23 protein-coding genes are annotated in these 24,009 nt (G+C 43.4%); 7 read left to right on the top strand and 16 right to left on the bottom strand.

Features of this window, described 5'->3' with window-relative positions:
- Positions 1-218: 218 nt before the first annotated feature.
- From MHN09_RS16350 to MHN09_RS16360, 3 genes are all read right to left on the bottom strand, one after another.
- Positions 219-461 (bottom strand): EF-hand domain-containing protein, encoded by a 243-nt coding sequence (locus MHN09_RS16350; protein WP_012518428.1) that lies wholly within the window; start codon positions 459-461, stop codon positions 219-221.
- 58 nt (positions 462-519) lie between these two features.
- A complete protein-coding gene (locus MHN09_RS16355; RefSeq protein WP_014949513.1) occupies positions 520-1,515 on the bottom strand; it encodes a rhodanese-related sulfurtransferase in 996 nt (331 codons plus the stop codon).
- 149 nt (positions 1,516-1,664) lie between these two features.
- On the bottom strand, positions 1,665-2,219 hold the full coding sequence (locus MHN09_RS16360; RefSeq protein ID WP_014949512.1) for a VC2046/SO_2500 family protein: 555 nt from the start codon (positions 2,217-2,219) through the stop codon (positions 1,665-1,667).
- Positions 2,220-2,340: 121 nt separating this feature from the next.
- Here MHN09_RS16360 and MHN09_RS16365 point away from each other — a divergent pair, with 121 nt between their 5' ends.
- Together MHN09_RS16365 and MHN09_RS16370 are read left to right on the top strand one after the other, a co-directional pair.
- On the top strand, positions 2,341-3,981 hold the full coding sequence (locus MHN09_RS16365; protein WP_239241451.1) for a response regulator: 1,641 nt from the start codon (positions 2,341-2,343) through the stop codon (positions 3,979-3,981).
- 43 nt (positions 3,982-4,024) lie between these two features.
- A complete protein-coding gene (locus tag MHN09_RS16370; protein WP_239241453.1) occupies positions 4,025-4,186 on the top strand; it encodes a hypothetical protein in 162 nt (53 codons plus the stop codon).
- On the opposite strand, the gene MHN09_RS16375 is transcribed toward MHN09_RS16370, so the two are convergent.
- Complete coding sequence (locus tag MHN09_RS16375) at positions 4,176-5,408, bottom strand: MFS transporter (protein ID WP_239241455.1); 1,233 nt, start codon at positions 5,406-5,408, stop codon at positions 4,176-4,178. The two genes, MHN09_RS16370 and MHN09_RS16375, sit on opposite strands and share 11 nt — an antisense overlap.
- Before the next feature lie 109 nt (positions 5,409-5,517).
- Positions 5,518-6,633, bottom strand: coding sequence for an alpha/beta hydrolase (locus MHN09_RS16380; RefSeq protein ID WP_239241457.1), 1,116 nt, complete (start codon positions 6,631-6,633; stop codon positions 5,518-5,520).
- Positions 6,634-6,752: 119 nt separating this feature from the next.
- Here MHN09_RS16380 and MHN09_RS16385 point away from each other — a divergent pair, with 119 nt between their 5' ends.
- On the top strand, positions 6,753-7,652 hold the full coding sequence (locus MHN09_RS16385) for a LysR family transcriptional regulator (protein ID WP_239241459.1): 900 nt from the start codon (positions 6,753-6,755) through the stop codon (positions 7,650-7,652).
- A 70-nt stretch (positions 7,653-7,722) separates the two neighbouring features.
- On the opposite strand, the gene MHN09_RS16390 is transcribed toward MHN09_RS16385, so the two are convergent.
- Positions 7,723-8,565, bottom strand: a complete 843-nt coding sequence (locus MHN09_RS16390; protein ID WP_131136395.1) for a DUF6279 family lipoprotein — start codon at positions 8,563-8,565, stop codon at positions 7,723-7,725.
- A gap of 177 nt (positions 8,566-8,742) precedes the next feature.
- On the opposite strand from MHN09_RS16390, the gene MHN09_RS16395 reads away from it, so the two are divergent.
- Entirely contained in the window at positions 8,743-9,747 is a 1,005-nt protein-coding gene (locus MHN09_RS16395) for an ATP-dependent 6-phosphofructokinase (protein WP_101564616.1), read from the top strand.
- A 112-nt stretch (positions 9,748-9,859) separates the two neighbouring features.
- Here the strand turns inward: MHN09_RS16395 and MHN09_RS16400 are convergent, their stop codons facing one another.
- The 4 genes from MHN09_RS16400 to MHN09_RS16415 form a co-directional block, all read right to left on the bottom strand.
- Positions 9,860-10,687, bottom strand: coding sequence for a LytTR family DNA-binding domain-containing protein (locus MHN09_RS16400; RefSeq protein ID WP_239241461.1), 828 nt, complete (start codon positions 10,685-10,687; stop codon positions 9,860-9,862).
- 1 nt (position 10,688) lies between these two features.
- Complete coding sequence (locus MHN09_RS16405; protein WP_014949506.1) at positions 10,689-11,762, bottom strand: histidine kinase; 1,074 nt, start codon at positions 11,760-11,762, stop codon at positions 10,689-10,691.
- A 147-nt stretch (positions 11,763-11,909) separates the two neighbouring features.
- Positions 11,910-12,371 (bottom strand): Mpo1-like protein, encoded by a 462-nt coding sequence (locus tag MHN09_RS16410; protein WP_014949505.1) that lies wholly within the window; start codon positions 12,369-12,371, stop codon positions 11,910-11,912.
- Positions 12,372-12,431: 60 nt separating this feature from the next.
- Entirely contained in the window at positions 12,432-13,115 is a 684-nt protein-coding gene (locus MHN09_RS16415; protein ID WP_014949504.1) for a PilZ domain-containing protein, read from the bottom strand.
- Positions 13,116-13,307: 192 nt separating this feature from the next.
- Here MHN09_RS16415 and MHN09_RS16420 point away from each other — a divergent pair, with 192 nt between their 5' ends.
- The gene (locus tag MHN09_RS16420; RefSeq protein WP_239241462.1) at positions 13,308-15,134 is read left to right on the top strand and encodes a PDZ domain-containing protein; all 1,827 of its coding nucleotides are present in this window, start codon (positions 13,308-13,310) and stop codon (positions 15,132-15,134) included.
- 96 nt (positions 15,135-15,230) lie between these two features.
- Here MHN09_RS16420 and MHN09_RS16425 read toward each other — a convergent pair whose 3' ends face one another.
- From MHN09_RS16425 to yejK, 3 genes are all read right to left on the bottom strand, one after another.
- The gene (locus MHN09_RS16425) at positions 15,231-16,139 is read right to left on the bottom strand and encodes a M23 family metallopeptidase (RefSeq protein ID WP_239241463.1); all 909 of its coding nucleotides are present in this window, start codon (positions 16,137-16,139) and stop codon (positions 15,231-15,233) included.
- Between the two features lie 38 nt (positions 16,140-16,177).
- Complete coding sequence (locus MHN09_RS16430) at positions 16,178-17,053, bottom strand: 6-carboxytetrahydropterin synthase (protein ID WP_014949501.1); 876 nt, start codon at positions 17,051-17,053, stop codon at positions 16,178-16,180.
- Between the two features lie 66 nt (positions 17,054-17,119).
- Entirely contained in the window at positions 17,120-18,226 is a 1,107-nt protein-coding gene (yejK, locus tag MHN09_RS16435) for a nucleoid-associated protein YejK (protein ID WP_014979307.1), read from the bottom strand.
- A 159-nt stretch (positions 18,227-18,385) separates the two neighbouring features.
- On the opposite strand from yejK, the gene MHN09_RS16440 reads away from it, so the two are divergent.
- Both MHN09_RS16440 and MHN09_RS16445 read left to right on the top strand, forming a co-directional pair.
- Entirely contained in the window at positions 18,386-18,604 is a 219-nt protein-coding gene (locus MHN09_RS16440; RefSeq protein ID WP_014949499.1) for a DUF1414 domain-containing protein, read from the top strand.
- An 8-nt stretch (positions 18,605-18,612) separates the two neighbouring features.
- Positions 18,613-20,139, top strand: coding sequence for a DUF3413 domain-containing protein (locus MHN09_RS16445; RefSeq protein WP_039227748.1), 1,527 nt, complete (start codon positions 18,613-18,615; stop codon positions 20,137-20,139).
- 535 nt (positions 20,140-20,674) lie between these two features.
- On the opposite strand, the gene MHN09_RS16450 is transcribed toward MHN09_RS16445, so the two are convergent.
- The 3 genes from MHN09_RS16450 to MHN09_RS16460 form a co-directional block, all read right to left on the bottom strand.
- On the bottom strand, positions 20,675-21,523 hold the full coding sequence (locus MHN09_RS16450; protein ID WP_039227749.1) for a putative RNA methyltransferase: 849 nt from the start codon (positions 21,521-21,523) through the stop codon (positions 20,675-20,677).
- Positions 21,524-21,659: 136 nt separating this feature from the next.
- Positions 21,660-22,790 (bottom strand): enoyl-CoA hydratase/isomerase family protein, encoded by a 1,131-nt coding sequence (locus tag MHN09_RS16455; RefSeq protein ID WP_239241464.1) that lies wholly within the window; start codon positions 22,788-22,790, stop codon positions 21,660-21,662.
- 59 nt (positions 22,791-22,849) lie between these two features.
- Positions 22,850-24,004 carry an acyl-CoA dehydrogenase family protein gene (locus tag MHN09_RS16460; RefSeq protein ID WP_239241465.1) on the bottom strand — a complete coding sequence of 385 codons (1,155 nt, stop codon included), beginning with the start codon at positions 24,002-24,004 and terminating at the stop codon, positions 22,850-22,852.
- Positions 24,005-24,009: the final 5 nt, after the last annotated feature.

A 24,009-nucleotide genomic window follows, 5' to 3' on the forward strand; every position in this document is an offset into this window, starting at 1 on the left:
CCACGCCCTTGCCATTCGGATTATCTTCCCCTCAGTCAGGGTGATTCAGGTTTCTTTCAACCTGACGGGTTTGCCAGCTTCGCTGGGCAAACAAAAAAACGAGTGCTTAAAAGCACTCGTTTTCAATTGGCTCTTTTATGTGGCCTAGCCCTCGTTTTCACGCTCGGCCTAGCGTGTCGAAAAGCCTCAGTCGACGATAAGTGTAACTAAGTTTAAACTTAGTATTCCCACCATCCTTCTTGCCACCACTCCAAAAACTCTTCAAAGTCGATGTAACCGTCGTCGTTACTATCGATAAGCTTAAAGCCTTCTTGTACGTGGCTAGCTTTCGTTTTTGGTGAAATAACGGTTAGAAGCTCGATGAACTCCGGCAAATCGATTTGGCCGTTGCCATCACGATCGAAAAAGCTGAAGTCCTTTCTAATTTCTTCAATTTTAGATTCTGAAAGTTGAGTGCTCACTCGCATTCCTTATTTCAACTGCAATAAGCACGAGTGTAACGCCCTTCTTTCTAGCTGTCTACGCCTGATTTTCTTTTGCTTTAAGTGCGCGTAAACGTTGAGCTTCTGCTTTTTCCTGACGCTTTTGTTCCATGGTCAAACGCGCTTCCGTTCCTACGTGTTCTTGTTGACGCTCTTTTGCCAGCTGAACCTGTTTTTCACGTTCTCTAAAGCGAGCAATTTGATCGTCGGTATGGGTACCAAAGCAGTGTGGGCAGCTAACACCCGGCTCATACTTATCACTCTGCTTGTCTTCTTCAGTAATTGGAAGTCTGCACGCGTAGCACTGCTCATAATGGCTTTTCTCTAAGTCGTGGTTAACTGCAACGCGATTATCGAATACAAAGCAATCGCCTTCCCACAACGACTCTTCTTTCGGTACATCTTCAAGGTACTGTAGAATACCGCCTTCTAAGTGATAAACCTCGTCAAACCCCTGCTCTTTCAAGTAAGCCGTCGATTTTTCACAGCGAATACCACCGGTGCAGAACATAGCCACTTTTTTATTTTTTGACGGGTCGAGCTCTTTCGCTACGTATTCAGGAAACTCACGAAACGTTTCGGTTTTAGGGTCGATAGCGTGTTTGAACGTACCAATTTCAATTTCATAACCGTTTCGCGTGTCAATAACCGTAACATCTGGGTCGCTAATAAGTGCGTTCCAGTCTTTAGGTTTTACGTAAGTACCAACGGTTTTGCGAGGGTCGATACCCTCAACGCCCATGGTCACAATTTCTTTTTTCAGTTTTACCTTGGTGCGATAGAACGGCTGTTCATCGTGAAGAGACTCTTTGCAAGAAATAGGATTAATACGCTCGTCGCTGTTTAAATAAGCAAGTAATGCGTCGATACCTTCGCGAGTACCAGAAACCGTACCGTTTATCCCTTCGTGGGCAAGAAGAAGTGTACCTTTAATGCCATTAGCTTCCATTGTTTCGAGAAGCGGTTGGCGGATTTCTTTGAAGTTTTCAAGCGCAACAAATTTATACATTGCGCATACAATATATTTAGACATATTTTAACCTTTGCTGATTGGAGCGTAAGACCAGTGCAAAAATGCGGCGCGCAATATAACAAAAAGGAATGATAAAAACTAGGGCGGATACGAATTAGCGCTCCTACGTCAACCCAAACTTAGCACGCAACAACGAATTGAAATGACTGCTATGCAATATTCTCAAAAGATGTGAAGTGTGACGAATTTTCTTGTTGTGAATGGTATTCTTTATCTTGTGATGAAAGGATATCGTATAGCAGCGTATTATCTTCCTTCACGGTGTTAGCGTATTCCTTTTTCAACCGCTTTTGTGTTGCCAAACTACAATTATCTACTACATCGTCGGGTAGACGTTTAGCATCATCAGTTTGTGAAAGTGGAGAGGGATTCATACTTAAATATAACCTTGCTGCCGCATAGTCTTGAGATACTAACTCAGACAAAACGCGCATTCTGCCCCATTCGCTTTCATTAGCAGCTAGCGATGGCCTTCTATAATAATTTAACGATGCAAGCTTGGATTCGATGCTGCTTTTATCATCAGATTCTGACGCTACCGCTTCAATTTCAAATGGCTCGGCAACACTATGTTGCTGCATAGCAAGATATAAAGAGAACAACGCTCCCTGCGCAGATGCTTTAGCAAGCACACCACTGCGCTCCCAGTATATACTGGGGTCAATAGGTATTTGCTCACGAGCTTCGACAGTTTCTTGCGACATTCTTATTTACAACTTCATATGTATACTTATGTTTTCGGCAAGATAATGTTTTTCTTAAGCTTATTATCTAAAATTAGATATACTCCTATAAAGTAATCGCGCGCTCACTCATGGATTTGAAATGCAATTTAGCAACAAACAAGTACTGATTGTTGAAGACCAACGCCCTTTCCTTCTTTTATTGAAGGGGCTGATGCATTCGATGGGCGCATCTGATGTAGTTACGAAGTCATCTGCTGAACAAGCGGTATCACTATGTAAAAAGCATAAGTTTGATATTGTCATTTGTGATCTACACTTGGGAGCTGACAACAAGAATGGCTATGAGCTCATTGAAGAGTTGCGCACTCGAAGGCTTATCAGTCCCACATCGGTGTTCATTCTGATAAGCGCAGATAGCGCTCGACCGGTAGTGTTGGGCAGTATTGAACGTAGACCCGATGATTTTTTAATTAAGCCCTTTTCTCAAGTTCAGCTGAAGTCTCGTATTGTTCGTGCGTGGCAAAAAAGACAGTTTCTCCAGCAAGCGTTTAGTCTCGTTGAACAGGGTGAAATAAACAGTGCGATCGACCATATCGAAGCGTTACTTGACGCCCCTTCCCACTATAAAGGTCACTGTGAACAGCTATTAGTCGAGCTATACTGGCGTATAAAGCAACCCGATAAAGCGCTAGATGTGTTACGTGACTACATTGACGGAAAACCCGTGCTGTGGGCACAAATAGCTATTGGAAAAACTTACTTGCTTTTAAAGGAATATGAGAAAGCGATTTCAATTGCCAAGCGAACGCTAAAGCGTAACCGGTTCAATGCAGACGCTCACGATATTCTTGCGCAAGCACACCAAGCCACGACATCTGGCGACAAAGCACTAGATGCAATAAAAGAGGCAATAAAACTGTCGCCCTACTCCTTACCCAGGCATTTTAAAGCCTGTGAAATAGGTCGGCAAAATGACGATTTAGTGCTGGCAGCGAGTTCAAGCCAAGCGATCTGGGATTTATCAAAACGAACCGTTCACAAAACAAGTTTACACTGGTGCGGTTTTATCCGAAGCCTTTTAGATGTCGCAGAGTTTGCAGACGACAAGCGCCAGCGCAATAAGTATCAGCAAGAAGCATTACTAACTCTGCAACGAGGAAAGTTTGATGAACATCTTCAAAAAATGGACAGAGATTTTGACGTAGATATATTTGGTACAATCGTCAACGCTAGAATTAGCGCTATAGACGGCAAACTGATTGATGCCAAACGCCACTTAACAACGTCACAAACACTGCTTGACGATAAGTACACGGAAGTTCCTACCGCGTTTATCCCTGACAGTATTAACGTTATGTATAAACTGGGTGAGTTTGATGATGCGCTACAGTTGAATGCACTTTTGACTTCAAGACAGGATGAGCTCGACCAAAACAGTCTAAACATGCTGGATGCGCAAGCCCTCAATGCTCAGAAAAACTTAGCTAGTTATCAACAGTTCAACCGCGAAGGCATTCAGCACTATCAGCAGCAAGATTACGAACGTGCTAAAGCTTCGTTCGCCCTTGCTCAAGGCTTTGCTCCTGTAAATACAGGGGTTGCGCTTAATCTATTGCAATGTCTTCTACAAATTGCAATCAAAGAAGATAAAGCCGAAATGAAACTCATTAATGAGTGTAAGCGGTTGTTTAAATTGATTGACGATATGTCACTTAAGGCGCCTTACAAAGAAAAATACACCAACCTTAGAGATGAACTCTCTAAATATATTGGCTTTTGAATTAGAAAACTGGTGAGCTATTAAATTGTTAGTTTTTTTACTGGTGGCAATTTTAATCAACGAGGTTAGCGCCAATGAACAGGCGCTAAGTCAGAACGAGTCTTTTATACTAGCCGATGCTGGTATTCACAGAATGACATTTGAAGAGCTAAACAGTGGTGAAATATTTCCGGTTTATAAAATCGCACAGCCGACTATTTCATAGGACTAGGTGTTAGTTGGGCAGTTCGAAGTGTGAACACAGCTGATATTATTAGTAAGAGCGCGCTCACTAAAAAAGTTATTTCCAAACCTCCAGAATCAAAAAGTATCCCACCCACTGTTGACCCCAAAGCGATTGACAATTGAATAACCGCAACGAGTAAGCCACCGCCTTTTTCTGCATCTTCAGGGAATGTTTTAGGGATCCAAGCCCACCAACCGACTGGCGCTGCTGTAGAAACTAAGCCCCAAATGCCAAGCAATATGGTCACGCCTGTCACCGAATACTCAACAAAAACTAATCCACAAGCAGTAGCGGCCATAATAGTCGGAATTACTATCAGCGTAGGATAAAATGCCTTTTTTAGGGGAATGTTGATCAACATTGTACCTGCGAAGCCTGAGGCACCTATCAGCATCAAAATTAACGACAACGTGGTAGCATCTACTAGAGTCACCGTTTCTAGGAATGGTCGAATATAGGTGTAGAGACTGAACTGCCCCATGAAAAACACGCCCACAGAAAGCATGCCAAGGAGAACAATTGGTCGGCGAAGCAATGTGAACGTGGCTAATGCGTTACGCATGCTTTTTGACTGCTTTTTAACTGGCATTGAAGGTAAACTTATGTACTGCCAAAGCAACGCAATAAAAGAGACTGGAATTAGGCATAAGAAGGCACCGCGCCAACCTATTAAAGTGCCAAGATAAGCTCCAAGAGGGGCAGCAATTACGATGGCAAATGCATTTCCGCTATTAAAAATTACTAACGCCCTAGAAACACTTTCCTTAGGAACTAATCGCATCGCAATTGCGGCTGACATTGACCAAAAACCACCAACAACTGCCCCTATGAGTGCACGACCTATCATGTAGGTGTAATAGCTATTTGCAAAACCAATAACGGCACCTGACACACCCATCAGTATTGTTAATATCAGCAACAAACTTTTGCGATTCAAACCATTTGTAATAGTCGTTATAAATAAGCAGGTAAAAACGGCGAAAGCACCGGAAATTGCAATCCCTTGCCCTGCCATACCTTCCGTGACATCTAAGGAATGGGCGATTGGCGTAAGCAGACTCACTGGCATAAACTCGGAGGCCACAAGTGTGAAAATACAAAGTGCCATCGCGAATACGCCACTCCAGTACGAAGGCTTTTCATCGAAATTTGTACATTCACAGACCAACATCTGTGAAACCTTACTTGATAGTTCTTTCATAAGACTCTTTTGTTACGTCTGTAGATTTAATGAAGGAAAACAGTGCAGCCTCGGCTACTTACCTCTTTGTGAAATAGAGTCCACCCGTCTTAGATTAGACGGGCCAGTGTCAACTTAGGTGCTTATTGAAGAATTCAGATAATTTTTCAAAAGGAATAATATGGTTTTCACCACCGTCATATAGATCAGTGTGTACTGCATCGGGGATGATCATTAATTCTTTTGGTTCAGCTGCCGCGTGATAAGCTGTTTCACTCATGTAGCGGGAGTGAGCTTGCTCACCGTGAATAAACAAAATTGGACGTGGAGAAATTTCCTTGATGTAGTTCAAAATAGGTGCATTCATGAACGATAAAGGATTAGTCATTGTCCACGCATTACCTGAATTGACAGCGCGCTCATGGTAACCACGTGAGGTCATATAGTAATCATGATAATCAATCATAAATTGCGGAGCGTCCTCGGTCACCCCCTTATTGTAAGGTGGCTGATAAGCGTAGCTACCACCTTCAGTATCTTTCCAACGTTGAGTGCTTAGTTGTTCTAGTATGTTTGTACGTTCGACAAAGCTCATATTGTCGTTGTAACCATAGGCACTTACTCGTGAAATATCGTACATTGTACTTGTTGCTACGGCTTTAATGCGCTTGTCTACCGCAGCGGCATTTAAAACGAACCCTCCCCAGCCACAGATACCTATGGCACCAATGCGGTTTCTATCTACTCTGGACACTAAGCCAAAAAAATCTACCGCGGCACTTAAATCTTCAGTGCAGATGTCCGGTGACGCGACATTTCGAGGCTCTCCACTGCTTTCCCCTGTATATGAAGGGTCAAAAGCTAAGGTTATGAACCCTTTCTCAGCTAATGTCTGAGCGTACAAACCTGAAGCCTGTTCTTTTACTGCTCCAAACGGCCCACTGACCGCCAGTGCCGGAAGTTTTCCTTTTACATTTTTAGGCTGATATAAGTCGCCACATAACGTAAACCCGTAGCGATTTTTAAAGGTAACTTTACGATGCTCAACCTTGTTACTTTTTGGAAATGTTTTATCCCATTTGGCACTTTGTTCAACCTTGTTAGCCCCCTCATCACTTGCAAAGGAACTATTAGCAGAAAGCCCAATCGCGCTAATTGCTGCAATACAAGTTGAACTCCTCAAAAAGTCTCTCCGATCAGAAATCACATCGTCTGCTACTGCTTTTTGGTGACTAAGTGGTTGCATAAATTCTCATCCTCATTGCTATTGTCTGACGGTACTCTTCATTCATTTTTATGTTGACACAAGCCTCTTAAATTGATTAGTAGGCATAATCTAAATGAACTACTGAGTTTTTTTCATCAATGAAAATTAATAAAATAGATGATCTACAAGCTTTTCTAGCTGTAGCGCGAGAGCAGAGCTTTACAAAAGCCTCTGCTAAGTTAGGGGTAACTCCATCTGCTTTGAGTCACCGAATGAGGGCACTTGAAGATCGACTTGGACTTCGCTTACTTTCCAGAACTACAAGAAACGTATCCGCTACCGAAGCAGGTGAAAGGCTAATTGGTTCCCTTAGTCCTCTGTTTGAACGAATAAATGAGGAAGTAGAGGCGTTAGGTGAATTAAGAGATAAGCCCGCAGGTACGCTCCGAATTTCCTGTACTGACGACCAAATAGAATTGTGCTTAAGACCAAAATTAGCGGAATTTATTAAGGATTACCCAGACATAACCGTCGAGCTTTTTGTAGATTATGGTTTTAGTAATGTTGTAAGCGAAAGGTTTGATGCAGGTATTAGACTTGGCGAATCGATTAGTCAGGATATGATCGCGGTTCCTATTGGCCCCCCTATGCGCTTAGTGGTCGTCGGTTCTCCAGATTATTTTGATCAAAACTCTTTTCCTGCCACACCTTATGACTTAACTTTTCACTCATGTGTGGATATTCGTCACAGACCTGATGGAAATATCTATGCTTGGGAGTTTGAAGAAGACGACAAAGAGTTTACTGTCAGAGGAAATGGGAAGTTAGTTTTTAATAGTATTATGCACGTGCTAAATGCAGCCATAGACGGTATTGGTTTGGCATATGTACCTGAGCAACTTGCTGAACCATACATACAAGAAGGGAAGCTTCTAACGATACTAACAGAGTGGTGTCCTTATTTTCCCGGCTTTCATTTGTACTACCCAAATAGACGACAGTCTTCACCGGCTTTCAAAGCTTTTGTAGAACGATTTAAATTCAGCAAACTAGATTAGAAGGTAATAACGTCTGGGGCTACTCTAAACACTAGTGCAGCCCAGATAATGTGACGATAGAAACAAACATTTAATCCATAAAATTATCAACCGTTTCGATTAGCTCATCCACGTTTTCAATCAGTGTTTGACGCTGTTTCTCTGAAAGAGTTGAAAATATCTCGGCCAGTAGCGTTGCTGTCACAGTCATATTATGAGCACTACTTTGCTTGTACACATCGCTTTTATAATTATCCGGATTTTGCATTAGCGACACCAATTCTTGCTCAAACCTTTCGTTTTGCTTGCGCGAAACGAATAGCTTTCTTGCCGCATTTTGAATGTTTCTGCGATACGTTATCCAAGCGTCACCTGTAGAAATAAATTGTTGTGCGTAGGTGCTAACAATTTGTTTTTGCTCTTTACTTAGATCTCCAATACGCTCACTTATTGTTTCTTGTATTCGCTCAATTCTATCTTTAAGTCTCTCTGCTTCAGACTTTTCCAGCGCCTCTTGTCGCTCTTCCTCTTCTTCTTTATTGTCTTTTTCTAATGCCGCAAATAGGGTGACAACTTGTTCATCATCGAGTGTTTTAGCTATAGCCGCTAGTTCAGGACTGACCTCGTCTCGTACGCGCTCCCAATGCGATCTAGCTAGCTCAAGGTTGTTATATACAATACTCGAATTAAGGGTGTCATTCTGAATCTGCTTTTTTATATCCTCTAATTGCGCTTTATAACGAGTAAGTTCACTCTTCTTGTGCCAGCTCAACCAATTTTGTAAATGCGCATCAAACTTCTCCTCTTGCTCATCTTTAAGCTCGATGTAATCGTCCATGTACCAATACACCCACCAATCCAGGTTGTTATAAGCCAGCTTAGAACTGCATGAAGTAAGAAAAATAATAAAGACAACAACCAACAATGAACGCATAGTATTTCCTTTTTTTACGTTAGTTACGTCGTGACAAGCAAAAACGCTTATTGCTGTGTACTGAAAAATTGAATTTTACTTTGATATTACGCAATAAATATCCGCAATAGAGAACTTTACGTTGCACAGCCTTTGCTCTACTTTAATGGCATTGCCTGTAAAAAGAAGGACTTTAATGTGTCAAAACGTGTCGCAATTTTAACCTCTGGTGGCGACGCCCCAGGTATGAATGCATGTATACGTGCCGCAATTATTGCGTGTCAGAAAGCTAACTTCACCTTGCTTGGCTACAAGCACGGCTACAACGGATTACTACAGCAAGAGTTTATTCCTCTATCTCTTGATTCAACGCACAATCTTATCCAGCAAGGCGGCACCATACTACACAGCGCAAGGTGTAAAGAATTTAAAAATCGTGAAGGGCTTATCAAAGCGGCTGATAACTTGAGACAGGCCGAGATCGACACACTTATTGTAATCGGTGGTGACGGATCTTTTCGCGGCGCAGCAAAGTTGAGCGAACTATGGGATGGCCAGATTCTTGGTATTCCGGGAACCATTGATAACGATATAGCGGGTACTGATGCGACTATAGGCTACTTTACCGCAATAGATACCGCCATGAGTTCTATCGATAAAGTTCGTGATACAGCTGATGCCTTCGAACGTATTTTCCTTGTAGAAGTAATGGGTCGCAATGCTGGCTTTTTAGCATTAAATGGTGCCCTTTCCGCGGCTGCTGACTATGTAGTTGTTCCTGAGTTTTTTGAATCCGCTGAGACTGAAATCAATAAGATCGTAAACCAAATAAAAGCGCAGCGTGCTTTGAAAGGGCCCGTCAGTTTTATTGTTGTAGTAGCTGAAAACGTTTGGCCTAATGGCTTAACAGGATTAACCGAAGCTTTGCAGTATCACAATATCAACGACGTTAGACCAGTAACCTTGGGACATGTCCAACGTGGCGGCTCGCCGGTAGCACAGGACCGACTACTCGCCACTACTCTTGGCGAATTCGCCATAAGCTTAGTAGGAAGCGACGTCACCAACATAATGGTTGGTGAAGTTAATCAGCGCCCTATTACCGTACCCCTACCCAAAACTTGGGAAGAAACAAAGCCCCTCAATCAAGCCCGGGTTGACGCTATGCGTACCCTAATGAACGAAAGGTACAGCTGCAACTAAGTAAGATGGTTCAGACGCTGTTTAACTTGAAACTTTCATAGATTGTAAAAAACAAAAAAGGCGGTGCTTTATAATAAAACACCGCCTTTTAGTACTTCATGCTCAAGCTTCTTTACATCTTCATTGCCGCTTTCACTTTATCACGATGACTGCGACTCACTTTAAGTTCTGTATCATTTTGAAGTATTAAATGATATTCGCCACTAATATGGCTCACTAACTTTTTAACAAAACGGATATTAGCAATAGCTGAACGGTGCACTCGAACAAAGAACTGTGGGTTGAGTTCCTGCTCAAGTTCTTTCATGGTTTTGCGCATTATATGCATGCCATCCAGTGCGTGAACGCACATATAATCACCTGCAGCATCAATCCATTGAATGTCTTGAACGTTTACGCGCGTTACTTCTGAGCCATCTTTAATAGCCAATACGTCTGGGTATGGATTGGTTTCAACCGGCTCACCATTAGCTAACTTGCGTAAAATCTCTTCGCAATTATCGCCAGTAAGCTCAGCAACAAGGCTTACCAATTTTTGTGACTGCTCATCTTGATGTTGAGTTGAGTAATATTCACGTACTTTGTTTAACGCCGCACCTAAGCGCTCGTCGTCTGCTGGCTTTAACAGATAATCTAAAGCATGCACGTCAAATGCTTTTATTGCGTAGCTGTCATAAGCAGTTACGAAAACGATCATGGGAATGGGCTGTTTCAGTTCGCGCAACTTATGAATAACCTGAAAGCCGTTTAAACCGGGCATTTGAATATCTAAAAACACCAAATCTGGACGATGTTGAGAAATGCTACTTACAGCCTCTAGGCCGTTCTGACACTCTGCAAGCACCTGCACATCATCATGACGCTCTAACCTGGCACGAAGGCCCTTGCGTGCTAAAGGTTCGTCGTCCACTACAATGGTTTTAATCACTTGCTTTGTCATGTTATACGTCCTTAACTTCATAGGGAATGCGTATTCTAACTCGCACGCCTGAAGGCTGATTGTGTTCTATAGAGAATGCAAAATTACGATGATAGAGGGATTGCAAACGCTCTTTTATATTGGCTAGGCCTACGCCGTTTTCTCGACTAAGTGTTCCGTCTTTGATATCTGCACCAGGGCCGTTATCGGCAACATCCATTAACAAATCATTGCCAAATGTACGTGCCGTAATCGCTATACGACCACCATTTTCCATCTTAGATATGGCGTGCTTTATTGAGTTTTCAATAATGGGCTGCAAGATCATGCTCGGCACAAGTGCACTTTCACACCCTTCATCGATGTCCCATAGTACTTCTAGACGATCGTCAAAACGTACCTTCTCTATCTCTAGATAGAGTCGTAATGCCTTTATTTCCTGACCTAGCGGTACTCGCTTTATCGGGTCGTTGTCTAATGAATAACGTAGAAAGTCACTCAAACGCGACACCATCGCTTCTGCTGTGTCGTTCTCTTTTAAAAGAATAAGGGTTGAGATAGCGTTAAGCGTATTGAAGAGAAAATGCGGGTTGAGTTGATAGCGCAACATCTTTATGTGAGCTTGGTGCGCCATGGTACTCGCCTTTAGCGCGTTCTGCTTCTCTTTTTGAAGCATTTGGAAGTTCTTGATGCCAAAGTACACACCACTCCAACACCCCACCATTATAAGCGAGTTAATAGTGTTGGTAAAATACATATACCATTCGTCTGGCCGATATCCGTGCTTGTAGATTTCCCAGTAGTTAATGTTTTTTACCACGGCCCATAGCAAAGCAATTAAGTAGCACGACACAATCACTATGATGATCATGTTGAGCGGTGATTGCTTTCTTGCCCATCGATAGATGTAGCGAAGCGGAATGGTTAGCAACCATCCTGCATATGCATTAAGCATGATGATGAAAACCCAAATGGGTCGAACATCATGGAGAAAAGATCCGATGTAATAAATTATTGCGAACCCTGCCCAGCCTGCACTGTGCAATGTCCAAAATAAACGTTCATTACTTTCTATTACACGCTGAAAGCGACTCACAATATTACCAATTTAAAAACTTATAAGAAGATTATACGCAAGCCTTGCCACGACCCAAGCGCCTTGGTCGTGCCCCTTATGCTTCTTGTCGCAGGGCAAAATCTTGAAATTAGACGTGTTTTGGCTATATCAATTCGCTGATTAAGCTCAGTAACTGATGTTCATTCTTTTCAGCCAGTGCACCCACCACCAGGCTGGGCCAACCAGCAAGAAGCGCAAATCGTCAAAAAACGAAGGCTTTTTGCCCTCGATATGATGGCCAATAAACTGCAAAATCCACATAACGACAAACAGTACAAGAGAAAATAACCATACTGAGATACTGAAGTGGTCTAGGGTATTAACTGCACCGAAACACAGTATAGTTAAGAGAGTCATTGCAGCCCCAATCGGACCAGACAACATAAAATAATAATACAATACGGGAACCGCTATGATATGCGCCCACGTTATATCGAACTGCGCTATCATTTCAGGTACCGGCAAACTCCACAGCAAACCTATCGTTACGAAATAGATGCTGGGTACGGCAATAGCGTGGATGATAACGTTGGTCTTGTTTTGGTGGCTTTCACCGTACTGCATTAAAAGTCGCTCAATACTTCTCATGTAGATCCCCTTAGCCTGTTATTTTGATTATTATCTAAAGAGCACCCAACTATTGTTTTCCTACGTTAACAATGTGTGTCGGGACAACAGCGTTTTTATCAATTTTTCTTCACAGGTAAAGGCGAGCCCATAATAAACCACATCACTATCAAGCTTATGATTTTTAACTTTTGCAGTAAGCGCTACTTCTTTACCGTCCAACGAATAGTTTAGCTTAACCTCAGCTTCATCGAGCATTACCGGCCAATTTGGCTTGACCTGTAACGCTACTTTGCACCCTTTTTCACTTAAATCTATGATGATCCCCGTTACGTTTTCGTCACTGGGATAAACGTCAGCTTCTAACGTTACTGAAACGCCAAGTTGAGCACGCTTTACAGCGCGAAGCCCTATACTTTCAATACGTTTTGGAAAGGTTGTAATAAGTAAGCCTGATGGCTTTGAAAGCAATTTGAGTACTTTCACTTTAAACGCAATAACCTGGCCAGTATCGCCCTCAAGCACAGAACGCACCACGATATCGTTGCCAACAGTCAGAGCATCCCTAACGGTAATCCACTTCGCCGATGTTGGAATATGAAAAAGCAAACATTCATCAATAAGCATGCCTATGTAGTCAGTCTTCACACGCTTTGGCGCTGCAGGCATAGCAATTTGTAAATCTACTGTATCGCCGGGTACCAGCGTACGCAACGATTCCAAATTATCTTCGCTTAGTAAATTGCTTTGTATTTTTTCAGCCATTTGTATTTGTTATTGCTGGATTTAATGTCATTTAACTCAATGTACGCATCAAACAAAAACTTATCAATACTACGATTGAAAACCATGTTCAATAAACGTAAAAATTGCCCCTTAGTAGCAGGCAATCTATTGGGATTAACTCAATAGGTTGATATAGTTGAGGGATAGTTTTGCTTATCTTTTCGGACGTTTATGACCTCTGCTCTTCGCTATACGTTAACTATTTCCAATTGGCGTGCCCATCAATTTACTATCGCGCTGCAAATACCTGAGCATTCTGGCTCATCAATTGAGCTTAGCCTTCCAAGCTGGATCCCGGGAAGCTACATGGTGCGCGATTTTGCAAAAAGCATTATCGAGCTAACTGCAAACACTTCTGAAGGTCATAGTACTGAAAATGTTTGCGATAGAAGCGTTTATAGCCTTTCGGTAACTAAGCTCGATAAACAAACTTGGCGTGTAGACACAGATGGAAAACCATGTACGGTCGTTTACTCGGTTTATGCCAACGACTTATCTATTCGCTCTGCTTTTATGAACGACCAATATGCGTTTATAAATGGAACCAGTGCGTTTCTAAACGTTTCCGGCTTCGAGAATGTGCCGTGTGAGGTGGACATTGAGCTGAACGACAGCGATTCTGCAACCTCGAATTGGAAGGCTTATACGTCAATGCCTTCTCGTTGTGAAAGTACAAGCCCGTCTCGGTGGCACTTCGTTGAAAAAAATTACGATGAGCTCATTGATCATCCCATTTATGTGGGCATTGCAGACACTCACAGCTTTGAGGTTGACGGCATTACGTTTACGTTACTTTTCTCAGGTAACAACAATATTGATTATGAGCGCATAGCAAATGACTTAACGCCAATTTGCAAGCACCACCTAGATTTGTTTGGTGCTCCACAACCTATTAATAACTACCTGTTTATGACGCTGCTTGCCGACAATGGGTTCGGCGGTTTAGAGCATAAGTATTCTACTGCCCTTCTTTACCCTCGCTTCGACCTTCCTCAAGTTGGTGAAAGTGAGAAAAAAACCGACAGCTACATTACGTTCTTAAGTCTGTGCAGCCATGAATTTTTCCACACATGGCATGTTAAGCGCATTAAACCTAGCGTAATGGTGAAACCAGACTTATCTCAAGAAACATACACGGATCAGCTGTGGATTTATGAAGGCTTTACCAGTTTCTATGATGACGTCACCCTTGCTAGAGCCGGCGTTATTGAACCACAGAAATACCTTGATATTGTTGCACAAAATATCAGTCGACTTTTACAAAACGCTGGGCGCTTTAAACAAAGTACAGCTGAAAGTAGTTTCGACGCATGGACAAAGTTCTATAAGCAAGATGCGAGCGCTACTAACAATATCGTTAGTTACTACACCAAGGGAGGCATTATCGCCCTTGGGTTAGATTTACTCCTTCGTAAGCAGTCAAACGAACAAGTGAATTTAGATACCTTGATGCAGTTATTGTGGAAACACTATGGCGTGGATGAAAAAGGTACGCCTGATGACGTGATCCAAAATCTATGTACAACGCATTTTGGCATTGATATTTCAGAATACTTAAATCGCGTGGTGTATGGCACAGACGATGTAGAATTGGCTTCGTTAGTATCTGAAATGGGCGTTAACTATGCGGTTCGTGCTCGCGTGTCAGGTGAAGATAAAGGCAGTGCCTCCTCGCTGCCTGCTATTAAAAATCAGCTTGGCGCCACGTTAAAGCCAGCTACCTTCGGACTTACGGTAATGCAGGTATTTGAGGGTCTTGCCGCAATGAAGGCAGGTGTTCTTTTAAACGATGTCATCATTGGGCTAGACGGTCATATCGTCAATGCCCAGAAGCTGCAGCGCCTATTAGATAATGCCCAAACGTCGCAGGTGGAGTTAACGCTTATTCGAGACGGGCGGCTTCTAACCCTGCCTCTTGAGGTAACTCAGGCAAGAAAAGAAATGGCTTACTTTGAAATCACTGATGAAGAAAAGCTTAATCAGTGGCTGGGGAAATAACTCCGCCCTGTAGCGTAAAAACTAAAAAGGCGCTTTGAGAGTTTACCTGAAAGCGCCTTTTTCTTTATGCCTGTTAAAACTAAATCAAATTAATGATTACTCTTCGGGAGACCCCGAAATGATAGTCTGTGGGTCTAAACGAGTGTTGCCCAAATTAATACGCCAATCCAGATGCGGGCCTGTAGAGCGCCCTGTTGAACCTATCGTTCCAATCTGCTCGCCTTGCTTAACGGTTTCACCCACTTCTACCGTTATAGTGTCCATATGAAGAAACGTTGAAAACACGCGCATGCCGTGGTCGAGAATCAAGGTGTTACCCGAATAATAGAGATCATTAGCCATTGTTACCACACCATCAACAGGTGCATACACAGGCGTGCCCGTTTCATTGGCGATGTCCAAACCATAATGCGGCCATTTCGGCACGCCATTTAGAATGCGCTGACTACCGTAAACACCGGAAATAACGCCTTTCGCAGGCCACTCAAACCGGGTGAATAATGCATCTAAATCAGTATTACCGCTTCGCGCGTTAGCTACGTTGATATTGTCTTGCTTAATACGCGCCGTCACTTCTGCTGGCGGAGAAACCATTTTTTGCTCTAGCCCGTCAATTCGCTGAATGTTGTATTCGCGTTTTTCAAGGGTAATGTCTCGCTGCCACTTTTGGCCGTTGTCTAATTTTACAACCAACGTTTGCTGCAGTGGCGCTTCCCGTTCAAAGCCAACAACAAATTTTCCGTCTTTGTTGGTTTGAACAGTTTCGCCATTAAGCGTTACTTTGGCCCCAGCGGGAGCTTGCCCGCGCAGTAAGGCACCTTGCGTAAACTTACCGTTCAACACAACGTTTACTTGCTCTTGACTAGATAACGTTTCGTTTTGGCCGTTTAACTCTACATCTGCATAAGCAAATGACATAGAGGCAACTGTGCTAATTGCCACTACACAACTCATTACACGAGATACTGCGCTATGCAATGCGTTTCTTGAAAGCGTGAATGCCATAGTTGTTTCCTTTCCCTATAACGAGCTGTCGTCAAATGTTAGCCCTTTACTGTGGCGCCTTTACCTACGCCCTCATAAGCGATAACTTGGCAAACGCCGTCAGGCGTGCGTTTCTTCTGCTCTTCAAGCAGATACTGCGCCAAACACTCAACTGTTGAGTCGGTTTCGATGACTTCACAATCTGACTTAGGAATTAATAGTTCAAAATAGCCCTGTGACGACTCGTAAGCAAAACAGTAGTAATCCGCTTCATTTGAAACTTGACCTTTAAGCTTTCTGTCGCTGTACGCTATTTCGTCTTCACGAGTTGCTATATAGATGTCGGCCCAACGGTCAGCCCAATACTGCTGACTTTCAACACACACTTTGCCGTCAAGGATAATATCAATACGCGAACGGTGACCGTGCGCTATGCGCTGACAATTACCGTCGTGCTTTTTAAGCCCGTGGGTATAGTGATAATACGGAGAATTAATGACTTCCTCACGTAAATGCAGCGTAATGTTTTCAACGTTTTCTGGAAGATGAGTCGCCAATACTTCTTTTAAGTAAACGCCAACAGATTCCATGTTTATCTCATCAGAATAAACAAATGCATAAGCTTCAGCGGGGCAATGTAGCATGATGCTACGCCCATCAATGCAGGTAAAGCGCGCTTCTACCTGTTCAGAATCGTCGTCGTGAATAACCTCTGAACCGCTGTATTCAGCAGGTACAAGCAACTTGTGATCAACATATTCGTCGATTAGTCGCTTTAAGTTCTTTTTCACGTGACCAAAGTCTTGAACCATGCTCTCTTCGTTGAGCTCACCGTCCAAAATCACATCGACAATCCAGCTTTCCCCTACCATGCCGCGTTTTGGGCAAAGGTAAGAGAAGTCCATCACTGTCAAATCATTTACAAATAATTGCATAACACCCTTGAATCGAGTTTATATTCTACTAACTAGTATACGTTTTTTATCTTTGCTTCGCAGCGACTAGTCCATTGAAGATTGGCGATTAAGCTGATCTTTTAAATTAGGTGGAATTCCACGGATTGTTAGCGTATCCGTAGCTGGGTCGTAAAATACCCGATCGCCCATTAATTTGCGTTCGAAGCTAAGCGATATACCACCGCCCTGACCGGTAAATTTAGCAAGTTGTTTCAACGCTGCAGGGTCTGGCTGAATTTCTTTTTCAAGCGGTACTTCCATAGACTGTGTAAACGCAGAAAAGTTACTGCTAGTTTCTTCATTTTGTGGAAGTCGGTTAGCCAGTTCATCTACCGATAAACTCTCGCCCGCATCAATCTTTTCTTTAAAGTACGATTTAACTTCTTCTCTATGCTGGTGCTGCTCTTGCGGGTCTAGTGACTCACTGGCAAGGTAGGCATCCACCGTAGAAATCAGTTGTTTATTTTGCTGTTTAACATCAACCAGCTCTTCGCAGCCTACAAACTGCATAAAGAAGTCTGATACCTTACGTCCCATTCTACCTTTAATAAAACTAACGTAACGCTGCTGTTCTGGCTGAATATCCCACTGAGTTAAATCGAACCGCACAGCGAGCTGCATTTTTGCTAAATCCAAGTGTTCACGCGCGGAAAGGTCTAAAGAGTTTGTCACTTCAACGTGCGAGCGGGTATTTAACAATGCAATCATCAAATACTGTGTGGCTAAATACTCATACTGGCAGAAAATAAGAAAACCGGTCTCAACCGTACCCGTTTCTGCCAAAGTGCGAACTAAGCGATTGGTCGCTGATACCGAAAAAGCATGGAATGCATCTTCAACGTTATCACCCGCCGCTTTTTGAATATCCATGTATTGCTTAAGGCCTTCCGCGAACTCTGCTACGTTCTCGGTGCTTTTTTGCGTAGTCGCTTCGCCTTCTTCGTTTTCCACTTTTGCTTCACGGGTAACTTCCGTCACGAAGTGGCCAACCCCTTTTCCAGGTTTAGCATTGAAACTGTGGTTTATTTGATGGGCAAGAAGCTCGATTTCCGGAGTAACAGCTAAGCAGTTGTCACGTGGAATTGCTTCAATTTTCTCTTCTTTGTTTACAATCAAACGATGTACAACAAAGTGATGAATCAGTGCACTCATAGAGTATCGGGTGTCCTGTTGCTTAAAAAGTGTCAGAAATATCCAAAGAATTGCGGGATTTTAGAATGAATGATTGTACTCACTCAAACAACGATTATAATCATTTTACGTGTAAAACCATTCTTTTTATCAAAGAAATCATAAAAAAGAGGCGTAGCAATGCCCCAACAGAGCCGCTATAGCAACGACGAATTCGAAACGCTAATGAATAACGTTATTCTAACCCTTGAAGAAGGCGGTGCAAACCGCGATCTTTCACTTATGGTGTTAGGAAATGTCATTACGCACATTTTAAATACTCAGGTAGCCCCTGAAAATCGCGAAGCCATGGCAACGCAGTTTGCCGACGTACTCAAGAAAAGCGTTAAAAATAGCTAAGGGATTGCATGATACTTGCCGAATCACCTCGTCGCCAGCGTGTTACTAAACTGGTAAATTGGGGGCATTGGTTTGCCTTGGCGAACATTATCATCGCCATAGTTATTGCCTCGATTTTTGTTTTCTCATCACCTATGCCTGGCACAGGTGTCGGCACCTTGTATCTTCTAGCCAACTGGTTCGGTCATATTGGTTTTATGACCTTTTTTGGCTTTGTTATTTTTATCCTCCCTCTTTGCTATTTGGTTAACAACCCCAGAGTCATAAAGGTCAGCGCGTCTATTATTGCAGCTGTGGGGCTAGCGCTCTTGGCTTTCGATGCGTTACTATTTAATCGCACAGGCTTCCATATTAGCTTTCACGCCGCGGATTTACTGCGCAGTGAAGCTCAGTCAACAATGGCGATAGAAAGCTGGCAACAGTGGGCATTTTTATTTCTTCTGTTTATCGTTTGGCTTGGCTTCCAGCTGGTCTTAGCCAATGCAATCTGGAAACGTGTTGAACGCTTCACTCGCCATAAAGTGGGCATCCCTGTTACTACATTTTTTGTCAGCTGTTTTGTTACCAGTCACGCTATACACGTGTGGGCTGATGCCAAGTTGTATCAACCTATCATCAAGCAGGACAACATGTTTCCGCTTTCTTATCCTGCGACTGCTAAAACGACTATGTCGCGTTATGGCTTGCTTGACTTAGCGGCTTATGAAGAAAGAAAACAACTTCAGTTCAACCCTGATATTCACAATATCACTTACCCAGCCGAGCCGGTTTATTGTTCTATTGAAACTAATAGAAACTTAACCGTGGTTGTCCAGACTGATAACGAACAGGTGGTGGACTTAAGTAACATTAAGCGCAACACCTTAAACAAAGTAGCCAATTACTATTCGACGGCCAGCAGCATAGAAGGCTTAATGACTACTACGCTATTTGGTGTTCCCGAAATATACCAAGACGCTTTATCTCAAAAGCGTCCGGTGTTATTAGCGCTTCCATTGGGGTCTGGCATGCCGGTCTCTATTCACAGCGATGAAGCGTTGCCGTTGCCTCAATTAGCGGGATATTTGCAACCACTGAGCAACAATCATGATGGTTTGCATATTGCGTTTTTGAAGAGTGCTGATATCGAAAGCTATGTGAAAAACACGTTGGCGCGCAAACACGATGTGATTGTTGCAACTGGCTTTGGTAGCGAAAGTGGCAAAGGCACGCTGTACAGTACCCTTAAACTGAATGCTAGCTTAGCCAGCACGGAAGATTTAGCGCCTACCATTTTAGGAGCATTGGGATGCAACGCCCCTGCTACGTTTTATTCTACTGGCCAAAGCTTACTTTCTCCTTCAAGACCATGGCTAGTTAGCACCTCTGGTGAACGCATTGTTGTGTTCCATGACAATAAGCGTACTGACGTACTTAGTAACGGCAGCTATGAAATAAGCGACATGGCGACTGGCAAGCGCAGTAAAGAAGCGCTAAATGTCGATTTATTAAGTCAGGCTATTAAACACCTATCACGATTCTCAACACAGAATTAAAATTCTGGCGGCAGACTAAGGAAAGTCTGCCGTTAAGCGCTTCGGTGTTATGTACAACCACCCAATATGAGTTACGCATAACCACCCATCTAATTGTTTTGCATAAATAATCTAGAAAACCAGCACTTAACGAAACACCGGCCCAAGCGGGTTCTCGCAACACACTGTGTTAAGGACGCAAACTAATAAAGACTATAGTTTTAGGCCATCTAGCTAGAGGTGTGGATGTCTACCCACCATTGAATCCGATGGGTAATCCACTATATACCAATCCGCAAAGATAATTGCCCACTCAGAAGGCGCTGGCAAGTTTCCTAGCGAAGCGTGGGAATGCAGGAATGGCTGTTTCCTTTCAAATTCCCAGAATGAAGCTAGGAAACTTGCCAGACCTTCCCGAAGGGCGAGTTTAAAATGTCCGTACACTTTGTTGTGTTACCTCGATGTAGAACCACTATACCTGCGGTAACACGCCGCGATTACGAACATTTTAACTCTCGCTGAGTGGGTAATGATCTATGCGGACTGGTATTAGATATTACTGTGGTGTTTTTTGCCATAGCTGAATATGGAAATCTGCGGTGACGCTTTTCAACGTTTCAACAATCTCATCGATTTTGCCGTTTGGCAGTTTCCAGTAAAACGGCGTCATTTTGATAAGTGCCAGCGCATGTTCTTCGCTTTCGAAATGGATAGGAAAGGAAAAGCATTCATTGTAAACCCGTGTAAGCCCATCTCGTTCTTGGTTGTCGATTTCATGCTGTCTTGGATTGTCGTACACCTGCTGTTTAAGCTCAAACAGGTGTTCAGGCGCAGGATCGACCGTCACTAAAAGGCCATTGTTTTTAAGAGCCCTCACATATTCTTCATTACTCCCAGGTGCGAAAACCTGAATCATCACATCTTGCGAGTTACCGCTTAGGGGTAAATCGAAACTGCTAGCAACAACGAACTGTGCTTGTTTGTACGCTTTAGCTGCCAGCTCTACTGCGATTTTGGCGATATCGCTACCTGCTCCTTCAACCTTTAAACCACTCGCTGAAAGTCCTTGTACCATCGCATCCAAGTAACTCCCCTCACCACAACCCGCGTCATAAACCTTTATGGCATTCTTTGATGCTTCTTCATTGGTTGCCGTTTCATTTAGTACCTTTTCCACCAGCGTCACTAATTTATCTTTCAACGGCTTATAGGCATTTAATTGATGGAATTCCCTTCTGGCTCTCACCATTGCTTTGTCGTCACCCGGAAGTTTCGATTTTTTAAATTGAACGGGCAAAAGGTTAACGTAACCAGATTTCGCTTTATCGAAGGTATGGTTATTTTCGCAGCGAATAGGCGTTGTATGTAATGAGATAGGGAGTTTACAAAGTGGGCAGTGCCACATGACAGGTTCTTTTTACTGAGAATTTGCCGTAAAGGATATCAAACCCGACACCTTTACGGCAATAAGCGTAACAACATCACACGCCGAGTTAACACTAATACTGGGCGCTTTCGTGCTTATTTGGAGAACTTTTACACTACAACTTTGCCAATGGATGTTGCTCTTCAGCCCATGGAGAAGTGAAGAAATGTGCTATTGCGCTTTGCGGCACTTCATCTACTGTTTTGTATTTCCACTGTGGTGACATGTCTTTATCAATCAAAAGCGCTCTTACACCCTCTTGGAACTCACCACTTTCTCCACATCGACAGGACATATCAGCTTCCATTCTAAAACAGTCAGCCAACGTCATATTCGCACCTTTCTTACATTGCTCGAACACCAAATGCATAGTGATAGGAGAACCTTTGGCTAGAGTGCTTTGCGCTCTCTGTAACCACTTATTCTCACTCATGTCTGCGTTAAGAATGGCATGAACTACGTCGGTAACTTTGTCAGCCGAACACAAGTCATTAATAAGTGCCATATTCGGCTCAACGTTGCCATTGGGAAGTTCTTCAGGCGTTTTCATTGTGTCGATAATGTGCGAAACACTAGAAGCCAAACTTTCGCTGTCGGTCTTTTCCCACGTGTATTCTACAAGGGTATTAAGCAAAGTGTCTTTTTCGGTACTCGCCAGCAAACTGTCTGCAAGCCCTACAAAGCAAGCATCGGAGCCATTCATTTGGCCGCCTGTTAGACCTAGGAAGAGACCTGCTTTACCTGGTAAGCGAGGTAGAAAATAGCTTCCGCCTACGTCCGGGTACAAACCTATCGTAATTTCCGGCATAGCAAGACGAGAGGTTTCGGTTACTATTCGATGGCTTGCACCGCATAGAAGCCCCATGCCACCGCCCATAACAATACCACTGGCCCATACAACAATAGGCTTACTGTAATTGTGAATAGTATAATCTAGCGTGTACTCAGTTTCGAAAAATGTTTCTAAGAAAGCTGGAATTTGCCCATTAGCTTCCACCATCGATTTGTACATAGACACTATGTCACCACCGGCGCAAAATGCCTTCTCGCCAGCAGCATCGATCACAACAGCTACGATATCGTTGCGAGACTGCCATCGCTGAAGCGCGTCAAGCATGATGCCAGCCATTTCCAAATCCAATGCATTTAATGCCTTTGGCTTGTTAAGCGTTAAACGGCCTATTGTGTAGTCGTTGCTAGACGTCTTGATTTCATCAACAATGACTACCGATTCCACATCTGTCATTTTCACTCCTTCCCATAGTCCATTAAATCGTGCCTGAATTAGTTCGTTAGCGAAATGTACTACAGTACACTTCTCTCATCTGACAGCAAACGTCTACCAATGATAACGCGCATAATTTCATTGGTGCCTTCCAATATTTGATGTACGCGAACATCTCTGAAGTGACGCTCCAACGGATATTCTTTGATATAACCGTACCCGCCGTGTAGCTGAAGGGCATCGTTACATACATTGAAGCCAACATCTGTCGCGAACCTTTTCGCCATAGCGCAATAGGTGGTTTTGTCTGGGTCGTTATTATCCAGCTTACAAGCCGCCATACGTACCATTTGTCTCGCTGCAACAAGCTCAGTAGCCATATCAGCTAATTTAAACTGTAATGCCTGGAAACCTGCAATAGGTTTACCAAACTGCTCACGTTCATTCATGTAGTCACGCGCAACGTTTAGCGCCTGCTGTGCAGTTCCTACCGAGCAAGTTGCAATATTAATTCGGCCGCCATCAAGCCCTTGCATGGCCATTTTGAAGCCTTGTCCTTCCTCGCCAAGTAACCAACTAGCATCTAATTTCACGTTATCGAACGTGATCATACGGGTGGGCTGTGCATTCCACCCCATTTTTTCTTCGGCTTTACCGTACTCAATCCCGTCGGCATTAGCCGGAACCGCGAATGCAGATACGCCCTTAGGACCATCTTCCCCTGTACGCGCCATTACAACAAGAACATCCGTACTGCCAGCACCAGAGATAAACACCTTAGACCCGTTAAGGACATACCCACCGTCAGCTTTCGTCGCCTTTGTTTTAAGCGACGCTGCATCAGAACCAGCGCCAGGCTCGGTTAGGCAATATGACGCCAGCTTGTCACCGGTTACCAGTTGGTCACACCACATATCTTTAACTTCACTGGTGCCCCAAGTGGCAATCATCCACGTTGCCATGTTATGTATGGTTAACATAGCTGTAGTCGTGGTACATCCCATTGAAAGCTGCTCGAAGATTATGGAGGAATCGAGCCTAGATAAGCCCAACCCACCTGCACTCTCAGGCGCATACAATCCACAGAAGCCTAATTCACCCGCTTTCTTTATTGCTTCTACTGGGAAGTGATGTTCTCTATCCCACATAGCGGCGTTAGGTGCTAGCTCTTGCTGAGCGAATTGACGGGCGGTCTCTTCAAAGGCTAACTGGTCATCGGTTAATTCAAAATTCATTAGGC

This window comes from Alteromonas sp. MmMcT2-5, assembly GCF_022348315.1.
Lineage (GTDB): Bacteria > Pseudomonadota > Gammaproteobacteria > Enterobacterales > Alteromonadaceae > Alteromonas > Alteromonas macleodii.